Below are 18720 nucleotides of genomic sequence, written 5' to 3'. Positions count from 1 at the left end.
GAATGCCCATGTCGGCGAAACCACTCGTCATTCTTGCCCACATCCGCCACGCGGCCGTTGTCGAGGGCTTTCTACCCGCTGCGCATCGGCTGAATTTGCCGGTCGTTTTGCTCACCGACCACCGTATCGATCACCTCGAATATTTCGCGCGTGAGCCGGCCTGCGCGCCGCAGAAAATTATCGAGTGCGACGTATTCAGCCCCCTCAGCGTGATCGACGCGTTGTACGGCGCAGGAATCCGGCCACGGGCTGTGTTATCCAACAGCGATCACCTACAGACCTCCGCTGCGCTGGTGGCGCAGTGTTTCGACTTGCCTGGTAAAGACTGGCGCGTATGCTATGCGGCCAAGAACAAGGCCGCCATGCGCGAACGATTGCGCGAACTGGGATTGCCGACGCCCTGGTTTCATACGCTGGCGGCAGGCCAACCGGTGCCGGCAGACGCCGTCTTTCCGCTAGTGGCCAAACCACGCGAAGGCGTCTCGGGACTGGATGTCCAGATGTGTGCTTCGCGGGATGAACTGCATGCCTATACGCAATCGTTCTGGAGTCGATTCCCCAATGGTGTTGTGCTACTGGAGGGGTTTCTTGACGGCCCGCTGTTCAGCCTAGAAACGCTGGGTGACGGGCACCAGGCATGCGTTGTCGGCGGCTTCGATACGCGCCTGTCGGACCCGCCGCATTTCGTCGAACTGGAGTCGGTCTGGAACGGCCCGATCTGTCAACGCCACTACCAGCAGGCGCTGGCGCAAGTGCTCGCGCTTGGCGTCAATTTCGGCGTGTGCCATAGCGAATTTGCACTGACCGAATATGGCCCCGTGCTGATCGAGATCAATTACCGGAGCATTGGCGACGGCTGCGAGTTCATGCTTGATCGCTTGCTTGGCGGCCACTGGTTCGACTGGATTTTGCGCCTGCATCTGGGAGAACCGTTGGACCGGACCGCAATAGAGCGCGAACTGGCGACGCCCCGACAGGCGATGTTGCGTTTTTACGTCGCCGATCGCGAAGGGCCGTTGCTTCAGGCCAGTGAATCACTGATCGAGAAAACGCCACACGCCTATGCGGTCTACCGCAGCTTGCGGCGATCCGGCGATGACATTCGCTTGAGTCACTCCAACAAGGACTACCTCGGTGTCCTGAGCGTCGTCGCCGACGATCAGAAAAGCCTGCTGGATACGTTCACGGCCATGGAATCGCACTTGCATTGGCAGATCCAGTCGAGCACTCGCCAGCCGGCCGAGCTATACGCATGACTGAATCGGACACGAGGAAATGGAGCCCGAAGCAAACCCCCGCGATCGGATCGGACGTCGGCAACTTCGGCATCTTCCAGGTCGATGGCGATGCAGACAGCGCCTATATCACCCAGCGCATTATCGACTGCTGCCTGCGTGAAGACCTGCATGCCATCGCCAGCCAGGGGTATGCGTCGGCACCGCCATTGCCGCTGGATACCATCTGGCCAGCGCTCGTTGGCCAGCAAGCGGAGCTGTGGTGGCAGGTACTGCACTGGCCCGGCGGGCCGATCTGGTTACCCGTTCGGCGCAGCGACCATATGCAGCCTGTGGCGGCGCTCAGCGATGGCTGGCTGCGTCGAACGGCACAGGGTGTACAGCTCGAATTTGGCGCGCAGGCGTGGCTGGCACTGCTTGCCGAGGGACGGGATGAAAAAACCCGGATCCTGCACGAACAGTATGTCAAGGAAGCCGCCCTGGCGGTAAAGCACCGTACATTGGCCCGCTCGGCGTTCGCGTTAAATGCCGAGCGTCTGGCGCAAGTGCTTGATCACCCGCAGTGGAGCGAACGCCTGCTGCTGGCCGATCAACTGGCCAGCTATCGCGACCATCCGTTCTATCCGACGGCGCGCGCAAAGACCGGATTCGATGAAGCCGCTCTGCGCGCTTACGCGCCCGAGTACAATCCCTCTTTCGAGTTGCACTGGCTGGCCGTGCCGCGTGACCAGGCCACGGTATCCACACCCGTGCCGGACTTCTGGCCGCGCCTGCGCGAGCTGGGTTTCGACGCCGCGCTGGAAAGCAGCCATGCCGCATTCCCGGTGCATCCGATGACGTGGCCGCGGCTGGACGAGTTCGCCCTGCCCGATGGCACGTTGCGCGCGCAGTCCACCTACCTGCGCGTACGCCCGAGCCTTTCGGTGCGCACGGTGATCCCCCTCGACCATCCGACCCAGCACCTGAAACTGCCGCTGCTGATGTTTACGCTTGGCGCATTGAGCCTGCGCCTTATGCGCCCTTCCTCGCTTTACGACGGCTTCTGGTTTCAACGCGTCCTGAACGCGATCCGTGCCAGCGCCCCTGCTTTACACGACCGCTATGTTCACGTGGATGAAGCGCACTTCGGGCACGTCGCCGACAGCCTTCATTTGTCGTATTTGCTGCGCGTCTATCCATCCATGACCGAGCGAAGCACGCTGGTACCCGTCGCCGCACTATGCGCGCCGATGCCGGATGGGCGTGCGTTTTCGCTGCATCTGGCCGATCGTTTTTATGCCGGGGATGTGCTCGCTTGGTGGCGGCAGTATCTCGATCTTCTATGCGACGTGCATTTGCGCCTGTGGCTGGCATATGGCGTCGCGCTGGAAGCCAATCAACAGAACACCGTCATTATTTACCGCGATGACGCGGCACCGCGCCTGCTGATGAAGGATAACGATGCCGGGCGCGTGTACAGGCAGCGCCTGCACAACCAGTTGCCTGAGGCAGAGGCCTTCGGACCGCTGCACAATCAACGCATCCTTGTGCCGGACGACACCGCCCTGGGGCAGATGTTCTGCACCATCACCCTTCAACTCAACCTGCTCGCGGTGCTGGAGTGCGTCGCCGAAGCGAATCCCGCCCTGCACGCGCCGATGCTGGGCGCATTACGCCAGGGCATAGTCGCGATCCTGCAAAATTTGCAGGATGAAGGCATTGACACCCGCCCGGCCTGGCACCTGTTCGACGCGCCAAGATTGCCGGTGAAGTATCTGCTCAGTGCCGGCAGCCTGCTCAGCAAGGACGCCACCGGCGCGACCGACATCCAGAAGTTCTACGGCAACAGCGCGCCAAATTTCATGGTGGGTGCGCGTCGGACGCAAAGCGCTCGACGGCGACGTCAAGGCGGCGTTCGCTGATGCGCGTCCTGCGCAGCGTCCTGGCCGCTCATTATCTGGCGGCGTTCACCGCCCTGGGCATGCCGCTCTTCATGCCCAGGGTTCTGGCGCAACTGGCGCCACATTCGCCCGAGTGGCTGGTCGGTGTGCTGTATGTGCTACCCACCATCTGCACGGCGCTCACTGCCGCCACGTGGGGGCGCCTGGCTGATCGGTACGGCCGCAAACTGTCGCTGGTGCGCGCCCTGCTGGGACTGGCATTCGGCTTTGCGCTGGCCGGCCTGGCTCCGAACCTGCCGGTGTTCATCCTCGCGCTGATTATCCAGGGTGGCTGCGGCGGCTCGCTGGCGGCCGCCAATGCCTACCTGTCTACGCAAGTGCAGGGGCCTGCACTCTCTCGCTCGCTGGACTGGACCCAGTTTTCTGCGCGTCTTGCGATGGTCACGGCGCCGGCACTGCTGGGCCTCGCCACCGATCGGGGACTTGCACAAGGCCTGTATACCTATTTGGCCGCGCTCCCCTTACTGGGATTGCTGCTGGCCATCCAGCTTCCGCCCGATTCAGTCGCCGGCACACCCGGTGCGGCCGATGCTCGGTCCGCGGCCAAGCCGGATCAACGCCATGGCGCCCGGCTGTGGGGACTGCTGAGCATCCAATTTCTCTACTACTTTTCCGTGGTCATCACGTTCCCCTACTTTTTGGTCTATTGCCGGACCCTGGGGATTGCCGATGACAGCATGGCTGGACTGATTTATAGCCTGCCGCACTTGGTCTACCTGATCCTGATGCCCTGGCTGAAACCGGGAAAACTAGTGCTTTCGCACTGGGCGCTACTGGGCGGACTGGCTGTACTGACAGGCGCAAGCCTTTGCCAGGCATGGCTCAAGCATGCAGGCCCGCTGCTGCCGGTGCGGGTTTTGTACGGTGTCGGCATGACCCTGACGATCATTGGCTTGAATCGGGCCATCAGCGAGTGCGCCAAACAAGGGGCAACCGGTCGCCTGTTTGGCGTATTCGACGCCTGCGGCAAATGGTCAGGAACGCTTGGCGGCGTTATCGCCGGTGTCCTGATGCAGCGCTATGGACCAGCCATGCCATTTGTTGCGTCAACGCTGGCGGGTATTGGCGCACTGATCGTCGCAGCCTTTGTTTTTCTCATCAACAAAAGGCCAGGATATGTTCCAGCACGGCATACGTGATCAGTGGCATGAGGCACAGGCACAAGCGCAGGCGATTTCCTGCTGGCTGAACTGCTACCTGCGTGAATTCGCGCTACCACGCGAGCAGGCTGACTTCAATTACCGCGGCCTGGACGCTCCCGCCGCGCTGCTCCACGGCGAGCGGCAACAGCTACTACGCATCCGGTTCGCCGAAGCCGGCTATCTGATCTGCGCGCGCGTCGTCCGTACCAGCATTCTAGGCCGCTGCGAATATCAGTCCGCGCCCTATCTGAAAAGCCCTGGCAGTCCCTGGCGTTGCGCCGATGCCAATACCATGGCCCATTTCCTGCTGGAACGGCTGGCGCCTGAATGTGGTTTCAACGCCGAACTGCTTGCGCAAAGCCAGAACAGCGTCGCGATCACCGCGCAGCTACTGCGTCTTGCCAAGCAGGCCGACGTTGACAATGCGGTCGCATGCGGTGATGCATTGATCGAGGCGGAGCAAGCCATGCTTTGGGGACACGCGCTGCATCCGACGCCGAAGAGCCGCGAAGGCGTGCCGCTGGCGCAGGTGCTGGCCTGTGCGCCGGAAGCGCGCAGCCAGTTCCAGTTGTTCTGGTTCCGCATCGACCCGCGCTTGTACCGCGCCCAGGGCCAGGACGTGCGCGCCACGCTGGCGCAGGCCGGCGGTGCAGCGGACCTGTATCCGTGCCATCCGTGGGAGGCCGAGCGCGTGCTCGCGCACCCGCTGCTGCGCCAGGCGCAGGCGCACGGCTGGATCGAACCGCTGGGCGAACGCGGACTGGCGCTGCGCCCGACCTCGTCGGTGCGCACGCTGTACCACGCCGAGCTGGATTACTTCCTCAAGCTGTCGGTGCACGTGCGCCTGACCAACTGCGTGCGCAAGAACGCCTGGTACGAACTGGAAAGCGCGGTCGCGCTGACCCGCCTGCTGGCGCCGGTCTGGCGCGCACTGGCCAAGCGCGTGCCGGGCTTCCAGGTATTGCTGGAGCCAGCCGCCACCGACCTGGATTTCTCCGCGCTGGATGGCGATGCGCAGGCCTGCCGCACGCTTGGCGAAAGCTTCGGCATGCTCTACCGGCAGGCGATCCCGGCAGCGCAACGCGTGCGTTTCCAACCGCAGGTGGCCGGCGCACTGTTCACCCGCGATGCGCGCGGCGATGCCGCCTGCGCGGCACCGCTGCAGGCGTTGGCACGACGCTACGGCAACCTGGATGCGGCCACCGCGGCCTGGTTCAATGCCTATGCACGCCTGTTGCTCGATGGGGTCTGGAGCGCCTGGTTCGACTACGGCATCGCGCTCGAACCGCATCTGCAGAACACCGTGATCGGCAGCGTGGACGGCCTGCCGGCGCGGGTCTGGATCCGCGACCTGGAAGGGACCAAGCTGCTGCCGGCGCGCTGGCCGGCTGCGCGCCTGCACGGCATGTCGGAGACCGCGCGGCAGTCGCTGTACTACAGCGCCGAACAGGGCTGGAACCGGATCGCCTACTGCGCGCTGGTCAACAACCTGGCCGAGGCGATCTTCCATCTGGCCGACGGCCACGAGCGCCGCGAGCGCCAGCTGTGGCGGATCGTCGGCACCATCGCCCAGGCCTGGCAGCAGCGCCACGGTAAGCAACCGGCGCTGCAGGCGCTGCTCGACGGCGCGCCGCTGCCGGCCAAGAACAACCTGCGCCTGCGCCTGCTGCAACGCGCCGACCGCCATGCCGACTACACCCTGCTGCCCAACCCGATCGCGCTGCCGGCGCAGCGGCAGGCCGCGGCATGAGCCTGCGCATCGATCCGGCACCGCTGGCGAGCGCGCTGACGCAGTTGCGCGAGCGCGGCGACGGGCCGCTGTGCGCCTACGTCTACGACCTGGCCGCATTGCGCCGCCACGCCACTGCCATGCGCACCCAGCTGCCAGCCGATTGCGAGCTGTACTACGCGGCCAAGGCCAATGCCGAGCCGCCGTTGCTGCGCACGCTGGCGCCATCGGTGGACGGTTTCGAGGCCGCGTCCGGCGGCGAACTGCAGTGGCTGCACCAACATCAACCGGGCCGGCCCCTATTGTTCGGCGGACCCGGCAAGCTCGACGCCGAACTGCAGCTGGCCGTGTCATTGCCTGCGTGCACGCTGCACGTGGAGAGCCTGGGCGAACTGCAGCGGCTGGCGCGCATCGCCGCGCACGCCGGGCGCCGCGTGCCGCTGTTCCTGCGCATGAACATCGCCGTGCCCGGCATGCGCGACACGCGCCTGATGATGGGCGGGCGGCCGTCGCCGTTCGGGCTGGACGCGCTGGACCTGGAGGCGGCCATGCGCCTGCTGCGCGACGCCCCGGTGCTGCAGCTGGCCGGCTTCCACTTCCACCTGATGTCGCACCAGTGCGACGCACAGGCGCAGCTGCGCCTGATCGCCAGCTATCTGCAGACCGTGCAGGGCTGGCGCCAGGCCTACGCACTGGGTCCGCTGACGGTGAACGCTGGTGGCGGCTTCGGCGTGAACTACGCCGATGCGGCGGCGTCGTTCGACTGGACCGGGTTCTGCGCCGGCCTGCCGGCGCTGCTGAACGCGCACGGCGACAGCCTGCGCCTGCGCCTGGAGCCGGGCCGCTACGTCAGCGCCGCCTGCGGCTGGTATTTGATGGAGGTGCTCGACATCAAGCGCAGCCATGGTGAATTTTTCGCCATCGGCCGCGGCGGCACCCATCACTTCCGCACTCCCGCCGCGCAAGGCCACGATCATCCGTTCCTGGTGCTGCGCGGCACGCAACCGTCGGTGTTGCGCGACACGCGGGTGACCCTGGTCGGCCAGTTGTGCACGCCCAAGGACGTGCTGGCGCGCGCGCAACCGGTCGCGGCCCTGGCGCCGGGCGACTGCCTGGCGTTCCCGCTCGCCGGCGCCTACGCCTGGAACATCTCGCACCAGCAGTTCCTGATGCACCCGCCGCCGCAGATGCTGTACGTGGACGCTGCGGGCTAGCGGCCGTCGCGCTGCACCGGCACGCAGAGATCGGCACGCAATGCGGCTTCGGGATCGCCCAAGTACAGGGAATGCAGCGGCGCATCGTGCAACGCGATGAGCAGAGTGCGTCACGGTTCGGTCAGATCCACAGGCGCAGGATGCGCGCACCACCCGCCTGGATCACCGCCATGACCCGTTCCCTCTCTCTCGCCGTCTGCCTGCTGCTGAGCCTGAGCGCGGCCCCGCTGATGGCCGACGCCGCAGCCACGCCACAGACCGCGCAGCAATCGTTGATGGCCAAGTGCTCGGCCCAGAACAAGGGCAAGCAGGGCGACGCGTACAAGGCCGCGCAGAAGGCCTGCCTCAGCGGCAACCGCGCGCCGGCGCCGGTCAATGCGTCGCAGCAGCGGATGAAGGACTGCAATGCGCAGGCCGCCACGCAGAAGCTGCAAGGCGATGCGCGCAAGACCTTCATGAGCGGCTGTCTGAAGAAGCAGTAATCGGCCTGCCCCGCGCGATGCCGCCCTGACCTGGCGCTGCCCTGTGCGGGCAGCGCCCAGCGCCTGTCAGCCGTTGCAGAGCACGCCGCTCGGGACGGCGGCATCGCGCCGCGGCCTCGACCGGTGCCGCATGTGCGCTCGCGGCCGCAGCGCCCAGGCCGCCACGGCCTGGGGGAGTGCGCCCAGAAGTGGCGCGCTCAGGCCTTCGCCAGCGCCTGGCGCAGGTCGGCGAGCAGGTCGTCGATGTGCTCGATGCCGACCGACAGCCGCACCGTGTCCTCGCTGACCCCGCTGCGCTCCAGTTCCTGCGCCGACAGCTGGCGGTGCGTGGTCGAGGCCGGATGGGTGGCCAAAGATTTTGCATCACCGATGTTCACCAGCCGGGTGAACAGCTGCAGCGCGTCGAGGAAGCGCGCGCCGGCGGCGCGGCCGCCGCGCAGGCCGAAGGTGAGCACGCCCGAGCCCTGTCCGCGCAGGTACTTCTGCGCCAGCGCATGGTCCGGATGCTCGGGCAGGCCGGCGTAGTTGACCCATTCCACCTTGGCCTCGGCGTGCAGATGCCTGGCCACCGCCAGCGTGTTCTGGTTGATCCGGTCCATGCGCAGCGGCAGCGTCTCGATACCCTGCAGGAGTTGGAACGCGTTGAACGGCGACAGCGCCGCACCGGTGTTGCGCAACGGCACCACCCGCGCGCGGCCGATGTAGGCGGCCGCGCCCAGCGCCTCGGTGTAGACCACGCCGTGGTAGCTGACGTCCGGTTCGTTGAGGCGGCGGAAACGCTGCGCATGCGCCGCCCACGGGAACTTGCCAGAGTCCACGATCGCCCCGCCCAGGCTGGTGCCGTGCCCGCCCAGGTACTTGGTCAGCGAATGCACCACGATGTCGGCGCCGAACTCGATCGGCCGCAGCAGGTACGGCGTGGGCACGGTGTTGTCGACGATCAGCGGCACGCCGTGCGCGTGCGCCACCTTGGCCACCGCTTCCAGATCGGTGACGTTGCCGCGCGGATTGCCGATCGATTCGACGAAGATCGCCTTGGTGCGCGCGTCGATCAGCCCGGCGAAGGCGTCCGGATCGCGGTAGTCGGCGAAACGGGTTTCGATGCCCGACAGCGGCAGCGTGTGCGCGAACAGGTTGTAGGTGCCGCCGTACAGCGCGCTGGAGGACACGATGTTGTCGCCGGCCTCGGCGATGGTCTGGATCGCATAGGTCACCGCGGCCTGCCCGGACGCCACCGCCAGCGCGCCGATGCCACCTTCCAGCGCGGCGATGCGCTGTTCCAGCACATCGGTGGTGGGATTCATGATGCGGCTGTAGATATTGCCCTGCACCTTCAGGTCGAACAGGTCGGCGCCGTGCTGGGTGTCGTCGAAGGCGTAGGCCACGGTCTGGTAGATCGGCACCGCCACCGCGCGCGTGGTCGGATCGGGACGGTAGCCGCCATGCACGGCGATGGTTTCCAGCTTCCAGTTCGGGTCGGACATGGGCGGGTCTCGGCAACAGGAGCCGAAACGATAGCGGCGATCGAGGGGGCGCCTGCTAACGGCTGGTTATAAGCCTATGCCTTGAGGCCAGTGACGCTGCGACCCAAGAGCGCATGACGCCGTTTGCGCACTAGATAGCCGACCAGTGCACCGCCTACTTCGGTCAGGAACGACATCGCCCATGTCTTGTCATCGGACAACACCCTGCCCGTCGTATCAAGCAGCGCCGTCAGGCAGCGCCAGCCGATCGCGCCGATGAACACCGAGGCGAACAAGAACAACAGGAGGTCCTTGGTGAGGCGGACCGCGCGTTCGGCCTCGGTTTCGTTCTTTCAACATTGACATTGAAACTGTGCCCGCTCGGCGGGTTGTTCAGGTCAATGTTGCTCATAAACCGATGATCTCGGTTTCGAGCTGGCGGGTGTCCGGATTCACCAGACAGATCTTGCGCCCCTGTTTGGTGCCGTCACGGGCGGCCAGGTAGAGCTGCAACGCCTTGCGCAGGATCTCGCTTTTGCTCTGCTGGGATTCCTGGGCAGCCTGGTCGATGGCGTTGTTGAGATCGTCGGAAAGTGTCAGATTCAGGCGGACGGACATGGCAGCCTCCCGGATCGTTGAATGAGGGAGATATACATCAAATATCCTCAAAATATCGCCGTAACCCCCTGACCAAGCTGGCCGCCGGATCCATCCCCGGTTCAGGACCCGAGGCGATGGCACCGTCGCCGCGATGCGGGTCGCGTCAGGCCTTCACGAACACCAGTTGCCCACCTTCGGCATCGACCCGGATGGTGTCGCCGCTGAGAAACTGCCCGGACAGGATCTGCTGCGCCAGCGGATTCTCCAGCTGCGACTGGATCGCGCGCTTCAGCGGCCGCGCGCCGTACACCGGATCGAAGCCGACGTTCCCGAGTAGTTCCAGCGCGCGGTCGCTGAGTTCGATCTTCAGGCCGCGCTCGGCCAGGCGCTTGTCCAGGCCGCCCAGCTGGATGCGCGCGATCGACTTGATCTGCGCCTTGTCCAGCGGATGGAACACCACGATGTCGTCCAGCCGGTTGACGAATTCCGGGCGGAAGTGCGCCTGCACCACGCCCATCACCGCCGCCTTCATCTGCGTGTAGGCCTCGGCCGAGCCGTCGCCGCTCAGTTCCTGGATCTGGTGCGAGCCCAGGTTCGAGGTCATCACGATGACGGTGTTGCGGAAGTCCACGGTGCGGCCCTGACCGTCGGTGAGGCGGCCGTCGTCGAGCACCTGCAGCAGGATGTTGAACACGTCGCTGTGCGCCTTCTCCACCTCGTCGAGCAGGATCAGCGAATACGGCCGGCGCCGCACCGCCTCGGTCAGATAGCCGCCTTCTTCGTAGCCGACATAGCCCGGAGGCGCGCCGATCAGCCGCGCCACCGAGTGCTTCTCCATGAACTCGCTCATGTCGATGCGGATCATCGCCTCGCTGCTGTCGAACAGGAATTCGGCCAGCGCCTTGCACAGTTCGGTCTTGCCGACGCCGGTCGGGCCCAGGAACAGGAACGAGCCGCTGGGCCGGTTCGGATCGGACAGGCCGGCGCGCGAACGCCGCACCGCATCGGACACCACTTTGATGGCCTCTTGCTGGCCGACCACGCGCCGGTGCAGTTCGTCTTCCATGCGCAGCAGCTTGTCGCGCTCGCCCTCGAGCATCCGGTTGACCGGAATGCCGGTCCAGCGCGACACCACCTCGGCGATCTCCTCGGCGGTGACCCGGTCCTGCACCAGCGTGAAATCGTGATGCTCGGCATCGCCGGCCGCGGCCAGTTGCTTCTCCAGGTTCGGCAGCAGGCCATACTGGATCTCGCTCATCTTGGCGTAGTCCTGGCGGCGCTGCGCCGCTTCCAGCTCGACCCGCGCCTGCTCGATCTGCTCCTTGATCCTGGTCGCGCCCTGCAAGGTGGCCTTCTCCGAACGCCACACTTCGTCGAGGTCGGAGAACTCGCGCTGGAGCTTGTCGATATCGCTTTCCAGGTCGGCCAGGCGCTGCCGCGAGGCCTCGTCCTTTTCCTTCTTCAGCATCTCGCGCTGGATCTTCAGCTGGATCAGGCGCCGCTCCAGGCGGTCCAGTTCCTCGGGCTTGGAGTCGATCTCCATGCGGATGCGGCTGGCCGCCTCGTCCATCAGGTCGATCGCCTTGTCCGGCAGCTGGCGGTCGGCAATGTAGCGGTTGGACAGCGTGGCCGCAGCGACGATCGCCGGGTCGGTGATCTCCACGCCGTGGTGCACCGCGTAGCGCTCCTTGAGCCCGCGCAGGATCGCGATGGTGTCTTCCACCGTCGGCTCGCCGACGAACACCTTCTGGAAGCGCCGCTCCAGCGCCGCGTCCTTTTCGATGTACTTGCGGTACTCGTCCAGCGTGGTGGCGCCGATGCAATGCAGCTCGCCGCGCGCCAGCGCCGGCTTGAGCATGTTGCCCGCATCCATCGCGCCGTCGGCCTTGCCGGCACCGACCATGGTGTGCAGTTCGTCGATGAACAGGATGACCTGGCCTTCGGTCTTGGACAGGTCGTTGAGCACGCCCTTGAGCCGCTCCTCGAACTCGCCGCGGAACTTGGCGCCGGCGATCAGCGCGCCCATGTCCAGCGACAGCACGCGGCGGCCACGCAGGCCTTCGGGCACCTCGCCGTTGACGATGCGCTGGGCCAGGCCTTCGACGATGGCGGTCTTGCCGACGCCGGGTTCGCCGATCAGCACCGGGTTGTTCTTGGTGCGCCGCTGCAGCACCTGGATGGTGCGGCGGATCTCCTCGTCGCGGCCGATCACCGGATCCAGCTTGCCGCTCTCGGCGCGCGCGGTGAGGTCGATGGTGTATTTCTCCAGCGCCTGGCGCTGGTCTTCGGCGCTTTCCGACTGCACCGTCTCGCCGCCGCGCAGCTTGTCGATGGCCGCTTGGAGCTTGTTCTTGTCGGCGCCGGCGGCGCGCAGCGCCAGGCCCAGCGCGCCGGCATCGTCGGCCGCGGCCAGCACGAACCACTCGCTGGCGATGAATTGGTCGTTGTGCTGCTGCGCCAGCTTGTCGGTCTGGTTCAGCAGCCGGCTCAGATCGTTGCCGATCGACAGGTTGCCGGGCTGGCCGCTGACCTTGGGCAGCTTGTCCAGCGCCTCGCCCAGCCGCTCGCGCAGCACCGGCACGTTGACGCCGGCCTGCGCCAGCAGCGGCCGGGTGCTGCCGCCGGACTGGTCGAGCAGCGCGGTGAACACATGCACCGGCTCGACGATGGTGTGGTCGCGGCCCACGGCCAGCGACTGGGCGTCGGCCAGCGCCTGCTGGAAACGCGACGTGAGCTTGTCCATCCGCATCGGGAAGTTCCTCTGATAAAGGGGCCGGCCGCGCCGGCATGCTAGTCAAATGCGGTTGTTGCCGCATGTTTCAAGGCCGCGGGGTTGGCTGGGTAGGTGCCCGCCGTGTGGCGGACCGCCTGGAGAGGGACTGCACACCAGGCGCTGCGACGGCCGCACAGCGCCCTCGCCAGCCAAACGGTTGCCTGCGCCAGTCGCCGCACGGTCACACGCCGCTACGGCTACAGCCCCTACCCTCGCGCTTTAGAACCTTCCCGCACAGGAGCCGCAATGCACTACGAACTCTATTACTGGACCGGCATCCAGGGCCGCGGCGAGTTCGTGCGACTGGCGTTGGAAGATGCTGGCGCGGCCTACCGCGACGTCGCCCGCGAGGAAGGCGATGCGGCACTGCAGCCGTTCCTCGACGGCGGGCAACCGGGCATGCGGCCGTTCGCGCCGCCGTTCCTGAAAGCCGGGCGGCTGCTGATCGCGCAGGTCGGCAACATCCTGCACTACCTGGGTCCTTCGCTGGGGCTGTTGCCGGACAGTGAATCGCGGCGCATGCAGGCGCTGCAGTTGCAGCTGACCATCGCCGACCTGGTGACCGAGATCCACGACAGCCACCACCCCATCGGCAGCGCGCTGTACTACGAAGACCAGAAGCCGGAAGCGCTGCGCCGCGCCGAGAACCTGCGCACGCAGCGGCTGCCGAAGTTCCTGGGCTACTTCGAACAGATCATGAGCCAGGGCGGCGGGCGCCATGCATTGCGCGAGCATTCCTACGTGGACCTGTCGCTGTTCCAGCTGATGAGCGGACTCGACTACGCGTTCCCCACCGCGATGAAGAAGCTCTCGCCGAAGCTGCCGCAGCTGCGCTCCCTGCAGCAGCGGGTGTCCGAACGTCCCGCCATCGCGGCGTACCTGGCATCGACGCGGCGCCTGCCGTTCAACGACAACGGGATTTTCCGTCGTTATCCGGAGCTGGATGGGTGATGATTTACTGCTGCAGGCCTGCGTAGCGGATCAGGGCGTCTGCGTTCGGGCCGAGCATCAGCATGATGCCTGTTGTGGGGGCGACTGAAGTCGCTCCCACATGATTCCTGCGGCCATCACAACGACGACACCGAAGCCCGCCAGGATGGCCCTCAGGTCCGGACCAACGCCGCGCGGATCGCCTGCAACTGCTTGCGCACCGCCGCGGCCTGCACCGGCCCCAGGCGCAGCAGCGCCTTCTGCCCGACCGACAGCGACTCCAGCGCCGGATCGACGAAGCGGTATTTGCCGGTGCGCGCATCGGCGATCAGCGCCGGCGGCGTTGCCGGCAGCGGCGTCTGCAGCAGATGGTCGATCACCTGCACCAGGCGGTCGTTGAAATAGCCCTTGGGATAGCCCAGTTCCACATACGCCTGCTGGAACAAGGGATAGAAGCGCCGGTACGCGGCCACCATGGCGCCGGCATCGGCCTGGGTGAAGGCCTGCACGTACGCGGCGTAGCGTTGCGCGTTGGCCTCGGCAATGCTGCTGGCGCCAGCGGCATCGGTGCTGATCTGCAATTGCCCAGGCACCGGCTTCAGCGCCAGGGTCCGCGCGGCGACGCGGCGCTGCGGCAGGTTGTCGATCATCGTCACCGCACGCTGGATCAGATGGTCGCGGATCAGTAGCGCCAGCGGCGCCTCGCTGCCGGCCAGCGTCGCCAGTTCGGCCCATGCCGCCGCATCGCTGTCGGCCAGCGCCGGGATCGCCGCATCGGCCGCGGCGGCGGGATCGATCGGATGCTGGATCGGCGGCGGCGGCGCTGCGGCCGCGAGCGCGGGCGGCGCCACGGGCGGCGCGGCGGCCGGCGCCACCGCGGCAGGCGCAGGTGCCGCGCCATGCATCAGCGCGCTCAGGTTGTCGCGGAACAGCCACGCCGCGGCAGCGGCCACCAGCACAGCGACCAGGATCCAGGGCCAGAACGAATGACGCGGCTGCATGGTGTCCGGTTCTCCGTTGAACAGTGGCAGGTGTGACCACGGCTGCCGCCACCGGTTCCAACGCGGGACGGCCAGCGTTCAGCCTCGGCGCGCGGCGCCGCACACCGGACACGCAACGTTAGCCAGTGGCCCCTTCGCCGAAGGCGATGCGCGCATCGACCCACGCGGCGACGATGGCCGCGGCGACCTGCTCGGCCTGCGCCGCGGGCATCGCCTTGTGCGCGATCAGCCAGCGCGCCGTCGCCGCGCGCGCCGGCGGCAAGGCCGCCAACGCGGCCTTGCAATCCGCTTGCGGCCACAGCGCCGCATCGTGCCAGGCAGCGATCGCCGCTGCCGGATCGCGCCTGGGTTTTGCGTCTTGCGGCCGCTGCAGGAACAGCAATGGCGACTGCGTGGCCTGCAACGACAGCACGCGCCATCCTGCGAAATCCGCATAGCGCATCGTGCCGGCATCGTCGGAAGCCTTGTCGATCAGGCTGGAAAACGCCTTGTACAGCTGTTTCCACGCCGGCTGGTCGAACAGGCCCGGTTGCGGCGCGCAGATCGGCGCTTCGATGTCGCGGCTGGACCCGTACATCGGCCCCATCGCGTCGTAAGCCGCCTCGCCCTGCTGCGCGAACACGAAACAGTGCACGTAGGGGCGTGGATTCGGCTGCGTGGCGCCCACCACGGTGTAGCCGCTGCGTTCGATCCACAGCCGCAGCAGGGTCAGATCGCGCGCCTGCACGGCCTTTGGGTCGGCCACTGCGTCCGTGTCGAGCATCCCGGCGGCCACGCGGTCCTGGCGGTGCAGCGCGGCGCTGGCGGCGGCAAAGCGGTCATGCGCCTCGGCCGCGCCGACTCCGGCCGCTGGCACGAAGCGCTGCAGGTACACCAGCCACGCCGAGGCCAGGCCGCCGTCGTAGGCGCGCAATTGTGCCGCCGCCGCGGCCGGCGCGCCGGGAATGCTGGCGACGATGCGGTCGAAGCGCGCCGCCTGCGGCGCGTACTGGGCGTCCAGCTCGCGCACCCGCGCCTGCATCTGCTGGTTCAGGCAGGCGCCCGGATCGGGGGGCGCCAGGCAGCGCCCGCGCTGCGCCAGCCAGGCCTGCTGCGCACTGCGCACGCCTTGCCGCTGCGCGCTGGGTACCACCTCCAGCAGCGCCGTGTAGCGCCGGGCCAACCATTCGTCCATGGCGTCCAGCCGCTTGTCCGTACACAACAGCCGCTCCACTGCACTGGAGGCCTTGGCGCAATCGAACGACACCGCCGCAGCGCCAGACATCCACGCCAGCGCCAGTGCGAGCACGCCCGCGCGCAAACCGTTTTTCCTGTCCATTCCGCCCTCCGCCCTCCACTCGCGCCGGCGCGATGCCGACACCGATTGTCGCCCGCTCAATCCACCAGCACCGCACGCGGCTTCTGCAACGACAGCAGAGCGAGCAGCGCGGCCAGCACCACGTAGCCGCCGACGAACTGCCAGGCGATCAGCTTGGGCAGGCCGCTCAACGTCCATGGCCAATAGATGCCGCCGCGCGGATCCACCGAATGGATCAGGCCGAACAGGGTCAACCCGGCGGCGACCAGTAGGAACACCGCAGCGCGGCGCAGGCGCCCGTCCACCATCGCCGCCACCGCCGCGGTCCACAGCATCGCGGTGATGATGAAGCCATTGCCCAGGGTGAAGATCACCGCCAGTTCCGGTAGCCCGTGGCCGTCCAGGGTGGTGGTCAGCGCGGCCAGCTTGTCCGCCGGGATCCAGCCCGGCGCCTTGATCGCCAGCAGGTAGGCCACCGACGGCAGGAAGCCCAGCACCATCGCCCCGGCATGGCGCTTGGGCGTGGCCTGGAACGCCTGGGTGGTGATGTCGATGGCCACGTACACGATGATCGGCGCCAGCACCGCCAGCGGCAGCCACTGCACCAGCCCGGCGACCAGCCCGAGCATGCCGCCCAGGCCGATGAACAGCCCGGTCAACAGCGTGTAGCCGCTGCGCGCGCCCATGTGCTTGTACGCCGGCTGACCGATGTAGGGCGTGGTCTGGGCGACGCCGCCGCAGACGCCCGCGACCAGGGTCGCGCAGGCCTCGACCAGCAGGATGTCGCGGGTGCGGTAATCGTCGCCGGCGGCACGCGCGCTCTCGCTGACGTTGATGCCGCCGACCACCATCAGCAGTCCGAACGGCAGCAGCAGCGGCAACAGCGGCACTGCGTCGGCCAGGCCGGCGACGAAGCCCAGGCTCGGCCACGGCAGCACCAGCTGCGGCGTCACCCACTGCGGCGCCTGATAGCCGGGAATGCCGAACCCGGCCGCGTTCGACCAGTAGTACAGGCCGGTGCCGAGCACCAACGCCAGCGGCACGCCGGGCACGCCGTACGGCAGGCGGCCCTTGGCGATCAGCACGTACAGCAGCAGGCCCAGCACCAACAGGCCGACCAGCGGCGAGCGCAGCGTCTCCAGCAACGGCAGGAAGCCCATCAGCACCAGCGCGATGCCGGCGATCGAGCCGAGCAGCGCCGCGCGCGGCAGCGCGCGGGTGACCGCATCGCCGAAGAACGACAGCACGGTCTTCAGCAGGCCCATCACCACCAGCGCGGCCATGCCCAGGTGCCAGGTGGCGAGCGCCGCGGCCTGCGGGTCCAGGCCCTGCTGCTTGTAGCGCACGAACGCCGGGCCGAGCACCAGCAGCGCCATGCCGATGCTGGTCGGCGCGTCCAGGCCCAGCGGCATCGCGGTGACGTCGCTGCGTCCGCTGCGCGCGGCCAGCCGGCGCGCCATCCAGGTGTACAGCAGATTGCCGATCAGCACGCCGAACGCGGTGCCGGGAATCATTCGCGTGTAGATCACCTCGGCCGGGAACTGGAACAGGCCGATCAGGGCGGCGCTGATGAAGCCGAGGATCGACAGGTTGTCGAGCACCAGGCCGAAGAAGCCGTTGAGGTCGCCGGCGACGAACCAGCGCGGGCGCGAGGAAACAGGAGCGGTGCTGGGCATGCGGGCGATGGCGAGGTGAGGGATCGGGGGATGGTAATGGAAGCGGCGCTTGCGGATTGGCGCGCGAACGGATGCAGCATCCCGGCCTGCACCGCGCGACGCGGCTACAGCGCCAGATGCAGGAACCGGTTGAACGCGCTCGGCAGGTAATCGGCGAACGCCGGTCCATTGCGGAAGCCGCGGCGCCGGTACAGGGCCAGCGCCGCATCGAACGCCGCGCCGCTGCCGGTCTACAGGCTCAACCGGTGCAGGCTGGCGGCGCGCGCGGCAGCCACGATGTGCTCCAGCAGCGCCGCGGCCGCGCCCTGCCGCAGGACATCCGGATAGGTGCGCATCGACTTCAGTTCGCCGCCGCCATCGTCGAGCACGCGCAGCGCGCCGACCGCGGCCAGCGCCTCGCCGCGCCAGGCGCTCCACACGGTCACGTCGGCGCGCTGCAGCCCGGACAGGTCCAACGCATAGACACTGCCCGGCGGCGACTGCGCCTGCATCTGCTGCAGGTGGTAGGCGAGCAACGCACGCACCGCTTCACCGGCCAGATCGTCCTGCCGGATCACGAAAGGCGCCGCCCCCGCTGTTCCGGGTCCCGGGTCCCGGGTCCCGGGTCCCCAGTCCCGAGTCCCGAGTCCCGGCCTCAGAACGACACCTCCACCGGCGACCGCGCCCACAGCACCGACTGGTGCCCGGTCGCCTGCTTCCACGCCAGCCGGATCGCCTCGATGTCGGCGCGGCGCTGCGGGGTGTCCTCGTGCAGGATCACCAGCACCTTGGTGTTGAGCCGGTTCGGCTCCTTGGCGCCGCGGAACAGCCACTGCCCGTAGGCGTCGAACACGGTCAGGCCGTCGGGGAAGAGCGGGGTGACCTGCTTGTCCAGGAACGCGCGCCATTGCGCCTCGCTGATCGGCTCGGCCTGCGGGCGATCGGCCGGGCCGCTCTCCTCGCCGACCCCGAAGTACAACTCGCTGCGCACCCAGCCACTGGCCTGTGCCGGCCGCGCGGCATCGCCCTGCAACGCGGCACCGACCTTGGCCGGCGCGGTGGAAGCGGACGGCGCCACGCTGGCGCAGGCGGTCAGTGCCAGGAACACGGCAAGCAAGGGGGTACGCAGCAACATCGGCAGGCCTCGGCAGCGGAACGGAAGGACGCGGTGATAAGCGACCACGGCAGCACGCGCCCGATAACCGCCGGGCATCAGCTGATAGCGAGCGCAGCGAATGCGACGGCTCGCGGCCGCGTTA

The 18720-nt window shown here is 67.4% G+C and carries 16 protein-coding genes; 7 read left to right on the top strand and 9 right to left on the bottom strand.

Translation table 11 applies throughout. The features are described from left to right. Window positions 1–8 precede the first annotated feature (8 nt). The 6 genes from ISN38_RS15415 (at window position 9) to ISN38_RS15390 (ending at window position 7742) form a co-directional block, all read left to right on the top strand. Window positions 9–1256 (top strand): ATP-grasp domain-containing protein, encoded by a 1248-nt coding sequence (locus ISN38_RS15415; protein WP_047325172.1) that lies wholly within the window; start codon window positions 9–11, stop codon window positions 1254–1256. Then, entirely contained in the window at window positions 1253–3136 is a 1884-nt protein-coding gene (locus tag ISN38_RS15410) for an IucA/IucC family protein (protein ID WP_047325173.1), read from the top strand. The genes ISN38_RS15415 and ISN38_RS15410 overlap by 4 nt, the downstream gene beginning before the upstream one ends. After that, the gene (locus tag ISN38_RS15405) at window positions 3133–4314 is read left to right on the top strand and encodes an MFS transporter (protein WP_399507525.1); all 1182 of its coding nucleotides are present in this window, start codon (window positions 3133–3135) and stop codon (window positions 4312–4314) included. Before ISN38_RS15410 ends, ISN38_RS15405 begins: the two co-directional genes overlap by 4 nt. Beyond that, entirely contained in the window at window positions 4292–6067 is a 1776-nt protein-coding gene (locus ISN38_RS15400) for an IucA/IucC family protein (RefSeq protein WP_058362168.1), read from the top strand. The genes ISN38_RS15405 and ISN38_RS15400 overlap by 23 nt, the downstream gene beginning before the upstream one ends. Next, window positions 6064–7260, top strand: a complete 1197-nt coding sequence (locus ISN38_RS15395) for a type III PLP-dependent enzyme (protein WP_003467627.1) — start codon at window positions 6064–6066, stop codon at window positions 7258–7260. Before ISN38_RS15400 ends, ISN38_RS15395 begins: the two co-directional genes overlap by 4 nt. Before the next feature lie 170 nt (window positions 7261–7430). Then, window positions 7431–7742 (top strand): PsiF family protein, encoded by a 312-nt coding sequence (locus ISN38_RS15390; RefSeq protein WP_003467626.1) that lies wholly within the window; start codon window positions 7431–7433, stop codon window positions 7740–7742. Between the two features lie 197 nt (window positions 7743–7939). Here the strand turns inward: ISN38_RS15390 and ISN38_RS15385 are convergent, their stop codons facing one another. The 4 genes from ISN38_RS15385 to clpB all read right to left on the bottom strand — a co-directional run bounded on the left by ISN38_RS15385 (window position 7940) and on the right by clpB (window position 12554). Next, complete coding sequence (locus ISN38_RS15385; RefSeq protein WP_003467625.1) at window positions 7940–9226, bottom strand: O-acetylhomoserine aminocarboxypropyltransferase/cysteine synthase family protein; 1287 nt, start codon at window positions 9224–9226, stop codon at window positions 7940–7942. A gap of 74 nt (window positions 9227–9300) precedes the next feature. Beyond that, a complete protein-coding gene (locus ISN38_RS15380; RefSeq protein ID WP_003467624.1) occupies window positions 9301–9507 on the bottom strand; it encodes a hypothetical protein in 207 nt (68 codons plus the stop codon). A 106-nt stretch (window positions 9508–9613) separates the two neighbouring features. Next, window positions 9614–9823, bottom strand: coding sequence for a ribbon-helix-helix domain-containing protein (locus tag ISN38_RS15375; RefSeq protein WP_003467622.1), 210 nt, complete (start codon window positions 9821–9823; stop codon window positions 9614–9616). Window positions 9824–9968: 145 nt separating this feature from the next. Then, complete coding sequence (gene clpB / locus ISN38_RS15370) at window positions 9969–12554, bottom strand: ATP-dependent chaperone ClpB (protein WP_047325178.1); 2586 nt, start codon at window positions 12552–12554, stop codon at window positions 9969–9971. A 270-nt stretch (window positions 12555–12824) separates the two neighbouring features. On the opposite strand from clpB, the gene ISN38_RS15365 reads away from it, so the two are divergent. Continuing rightward, window positions 12825–13529 carry a glutathione S-transferase gene (locus tag ISN38_RS15365; RefSeq protein ID WP_003468279.1) on the top strand — a complete coding sequence of 235 codons (705 nt, stop codon included), beginning with the start codon at window positions 12825–12827 and terminating at the stop codon, window positions 13527–13529. A gap of 152 nt (window positions 13530–13681) precedes the next feature. Here ISN38_RS15365 and ISN38_RS15360 read toward each other — a convergent pair whose 3' ends face one another. From ISN38_RS15360 to ISN38_RS15340, 5 genes are all read right to left on the bottom strand, one after another. After that, window positions 13682–14509: a DUF3014 domain-containing protein gene (locus tag ISN38_RS15360; protein WP_047325179.1), complete on the bottom strand. Its 828-nt coding sequence runs from the start codon at window positions 14507–14509 to the stop codon at window positions 13682–13684. 118 nt (window positions 14510–14627) lie between these two features. Beyond that, window positions 14628–15827: a lysozyme inhibitor LprI family protein gene (locus ISN38_RS15355; protein ID WP_047325180.1), complete on the bottom strand. Its 1200-nt coding sequence runs from the start codon at window positions 15825–15827 to the stop codon at window positions 14628–14630. Window positions 15828–15883: 56 nt separating this feature from the next. Then, complete coding sequence (locus ISN38_RS15350; protein WP_058197413.1) at window positions 15884–17482, bottom strand: hypothetical protein; 1599 nt, start codon at window positions 17480–17482, stop codon at window positions 15884–15886. A gap of 230 nt (window positions 17483–17712) precedes the next feature. Beyond that, entirely contained in the window at window positions 17713–18039 is a 327-nt protein-coding gene (locus ISN38_RS15345; protein WP_230811741.1) for a GNAT family N-acetyltransferase, read from the bottom strand. Between the two features lie 77 nt (window positions 18040–18116). After that, on the bottom strand, window positions 18117–18596 hold the full coding sequence (locus tag ISN38_RS15340) for a DUF3574 domain-containing protein (protein ID WP_003466314.1): 480 nt from the start codon (window positions 18594–18596) through the stop codon (window positions 18117–18119). Between the last annotated feature and the right edge of the window lie 124 nt (window positions 18597–18720).

The organism is Xanthomonas translucens pv. undulosa, from assembly GCF_017301775.1.
Classification (GTDB): Bacteria; Pseudomonadota; Gammaproteobacteria; order Xanthomonadales; family Xanthomonadaceae; genus Xanthomonas_A; species Xanthomonas_A translucens.
The sequence above is the reverse complement of the archived record's forward strand: the minus strand, read 5'-3'. Positions and strand labels throughout refer to the sequence as shown.

Coding starts and splice junctions, on each gene's coding strand:
- ISN38_RS15410 (WP_047325173.1), top strand. CDS start 1,253: ATGACTGAATCGGACACGAGGAAATGGAGCCCGAAGCAAACCCCCGCG.
- ISN38_RS15385 (WP_003467625.1), bottom strand. CDS start 9,226: ATGTCCGACCCGAACTGGAAGCTGGAAACCATCGCCGTGCATGGCGGC.
- clpB (WP_047325178.1), bottom strand. CDS start 12,554: ATGCGGATGGACAAGCTCACGTCGCGTTTCCAGCAGGCGCTGGCCGAC.
- ISN38_RS15400 (WP_058362168.1), top strand. CDS start 4,292: ATGTTCCAGCACGGCATACGTGATCAGTGGCATGAGGCACAGGCACAA.
- ISN38_RS15360 (WP_047325179.1), bottom strand. CDS start 14,509: ATGCAGCCGCGTCATTCGTTCTGGCCCTGGATCCTGGTCGCTGTGCTG.
- ISN38_RS15415 (WP_047325172.1), top strand. CDS start 9: ATGTCGGCGAAACCACTCGTCATTCTTGCCCACATCCGCCACGCGGCC.
- ISN38_RS15350 (WP_058197413.1), bottom strand. CDS start 17,482: ATGCCCAGCACCGCTCCTGTTTCCTCGCGCCCGCGCTGGTTCGTCGCC.
- ISN38_RS15365 (WP_003468279.1), top strand. CDS start 12,825: ATGCACTACGAACTCTATTACTGGACCGGCATCCAGGGCCGCGGCGAG.
- ISN38_RS15395 (WP_003467627.1), top strand. CDS start 6,064: ATGAGCCTGCGCATCGATCCGGCACCGCTGGCGAGCGCGCTGACGCAG.
- ISN38_RS15375 (WP_003467622.1), bottom strand. CDS start 9,823: ATGTCCGTCCGCCTGAATCTGACACTTTCCGACGATCTCAACAACGCC.
- ISN38_RS15390 (WP_003467626.1), top strand. CDS start 7,431: ATGACCCGTTCCCTCTCTCTCGCCGTCTGCCTGCTGCTGAGCCTGAGC.
- ISN38_RS15340 (WP_003466314.1), bottom strand. CDS start 18,596: ATGTTGCTGCGTACCCCCTTGCTTGCCGTGTTCCTGGCACTGACCGCC.
- ISN38_RS15355 (WP_047325180.1), bottom strand. CDS start 15,827: ATGGACAGGAAAAACGGTTTGCGCGCGGGCGTGCTCGCACTGGCGCTG.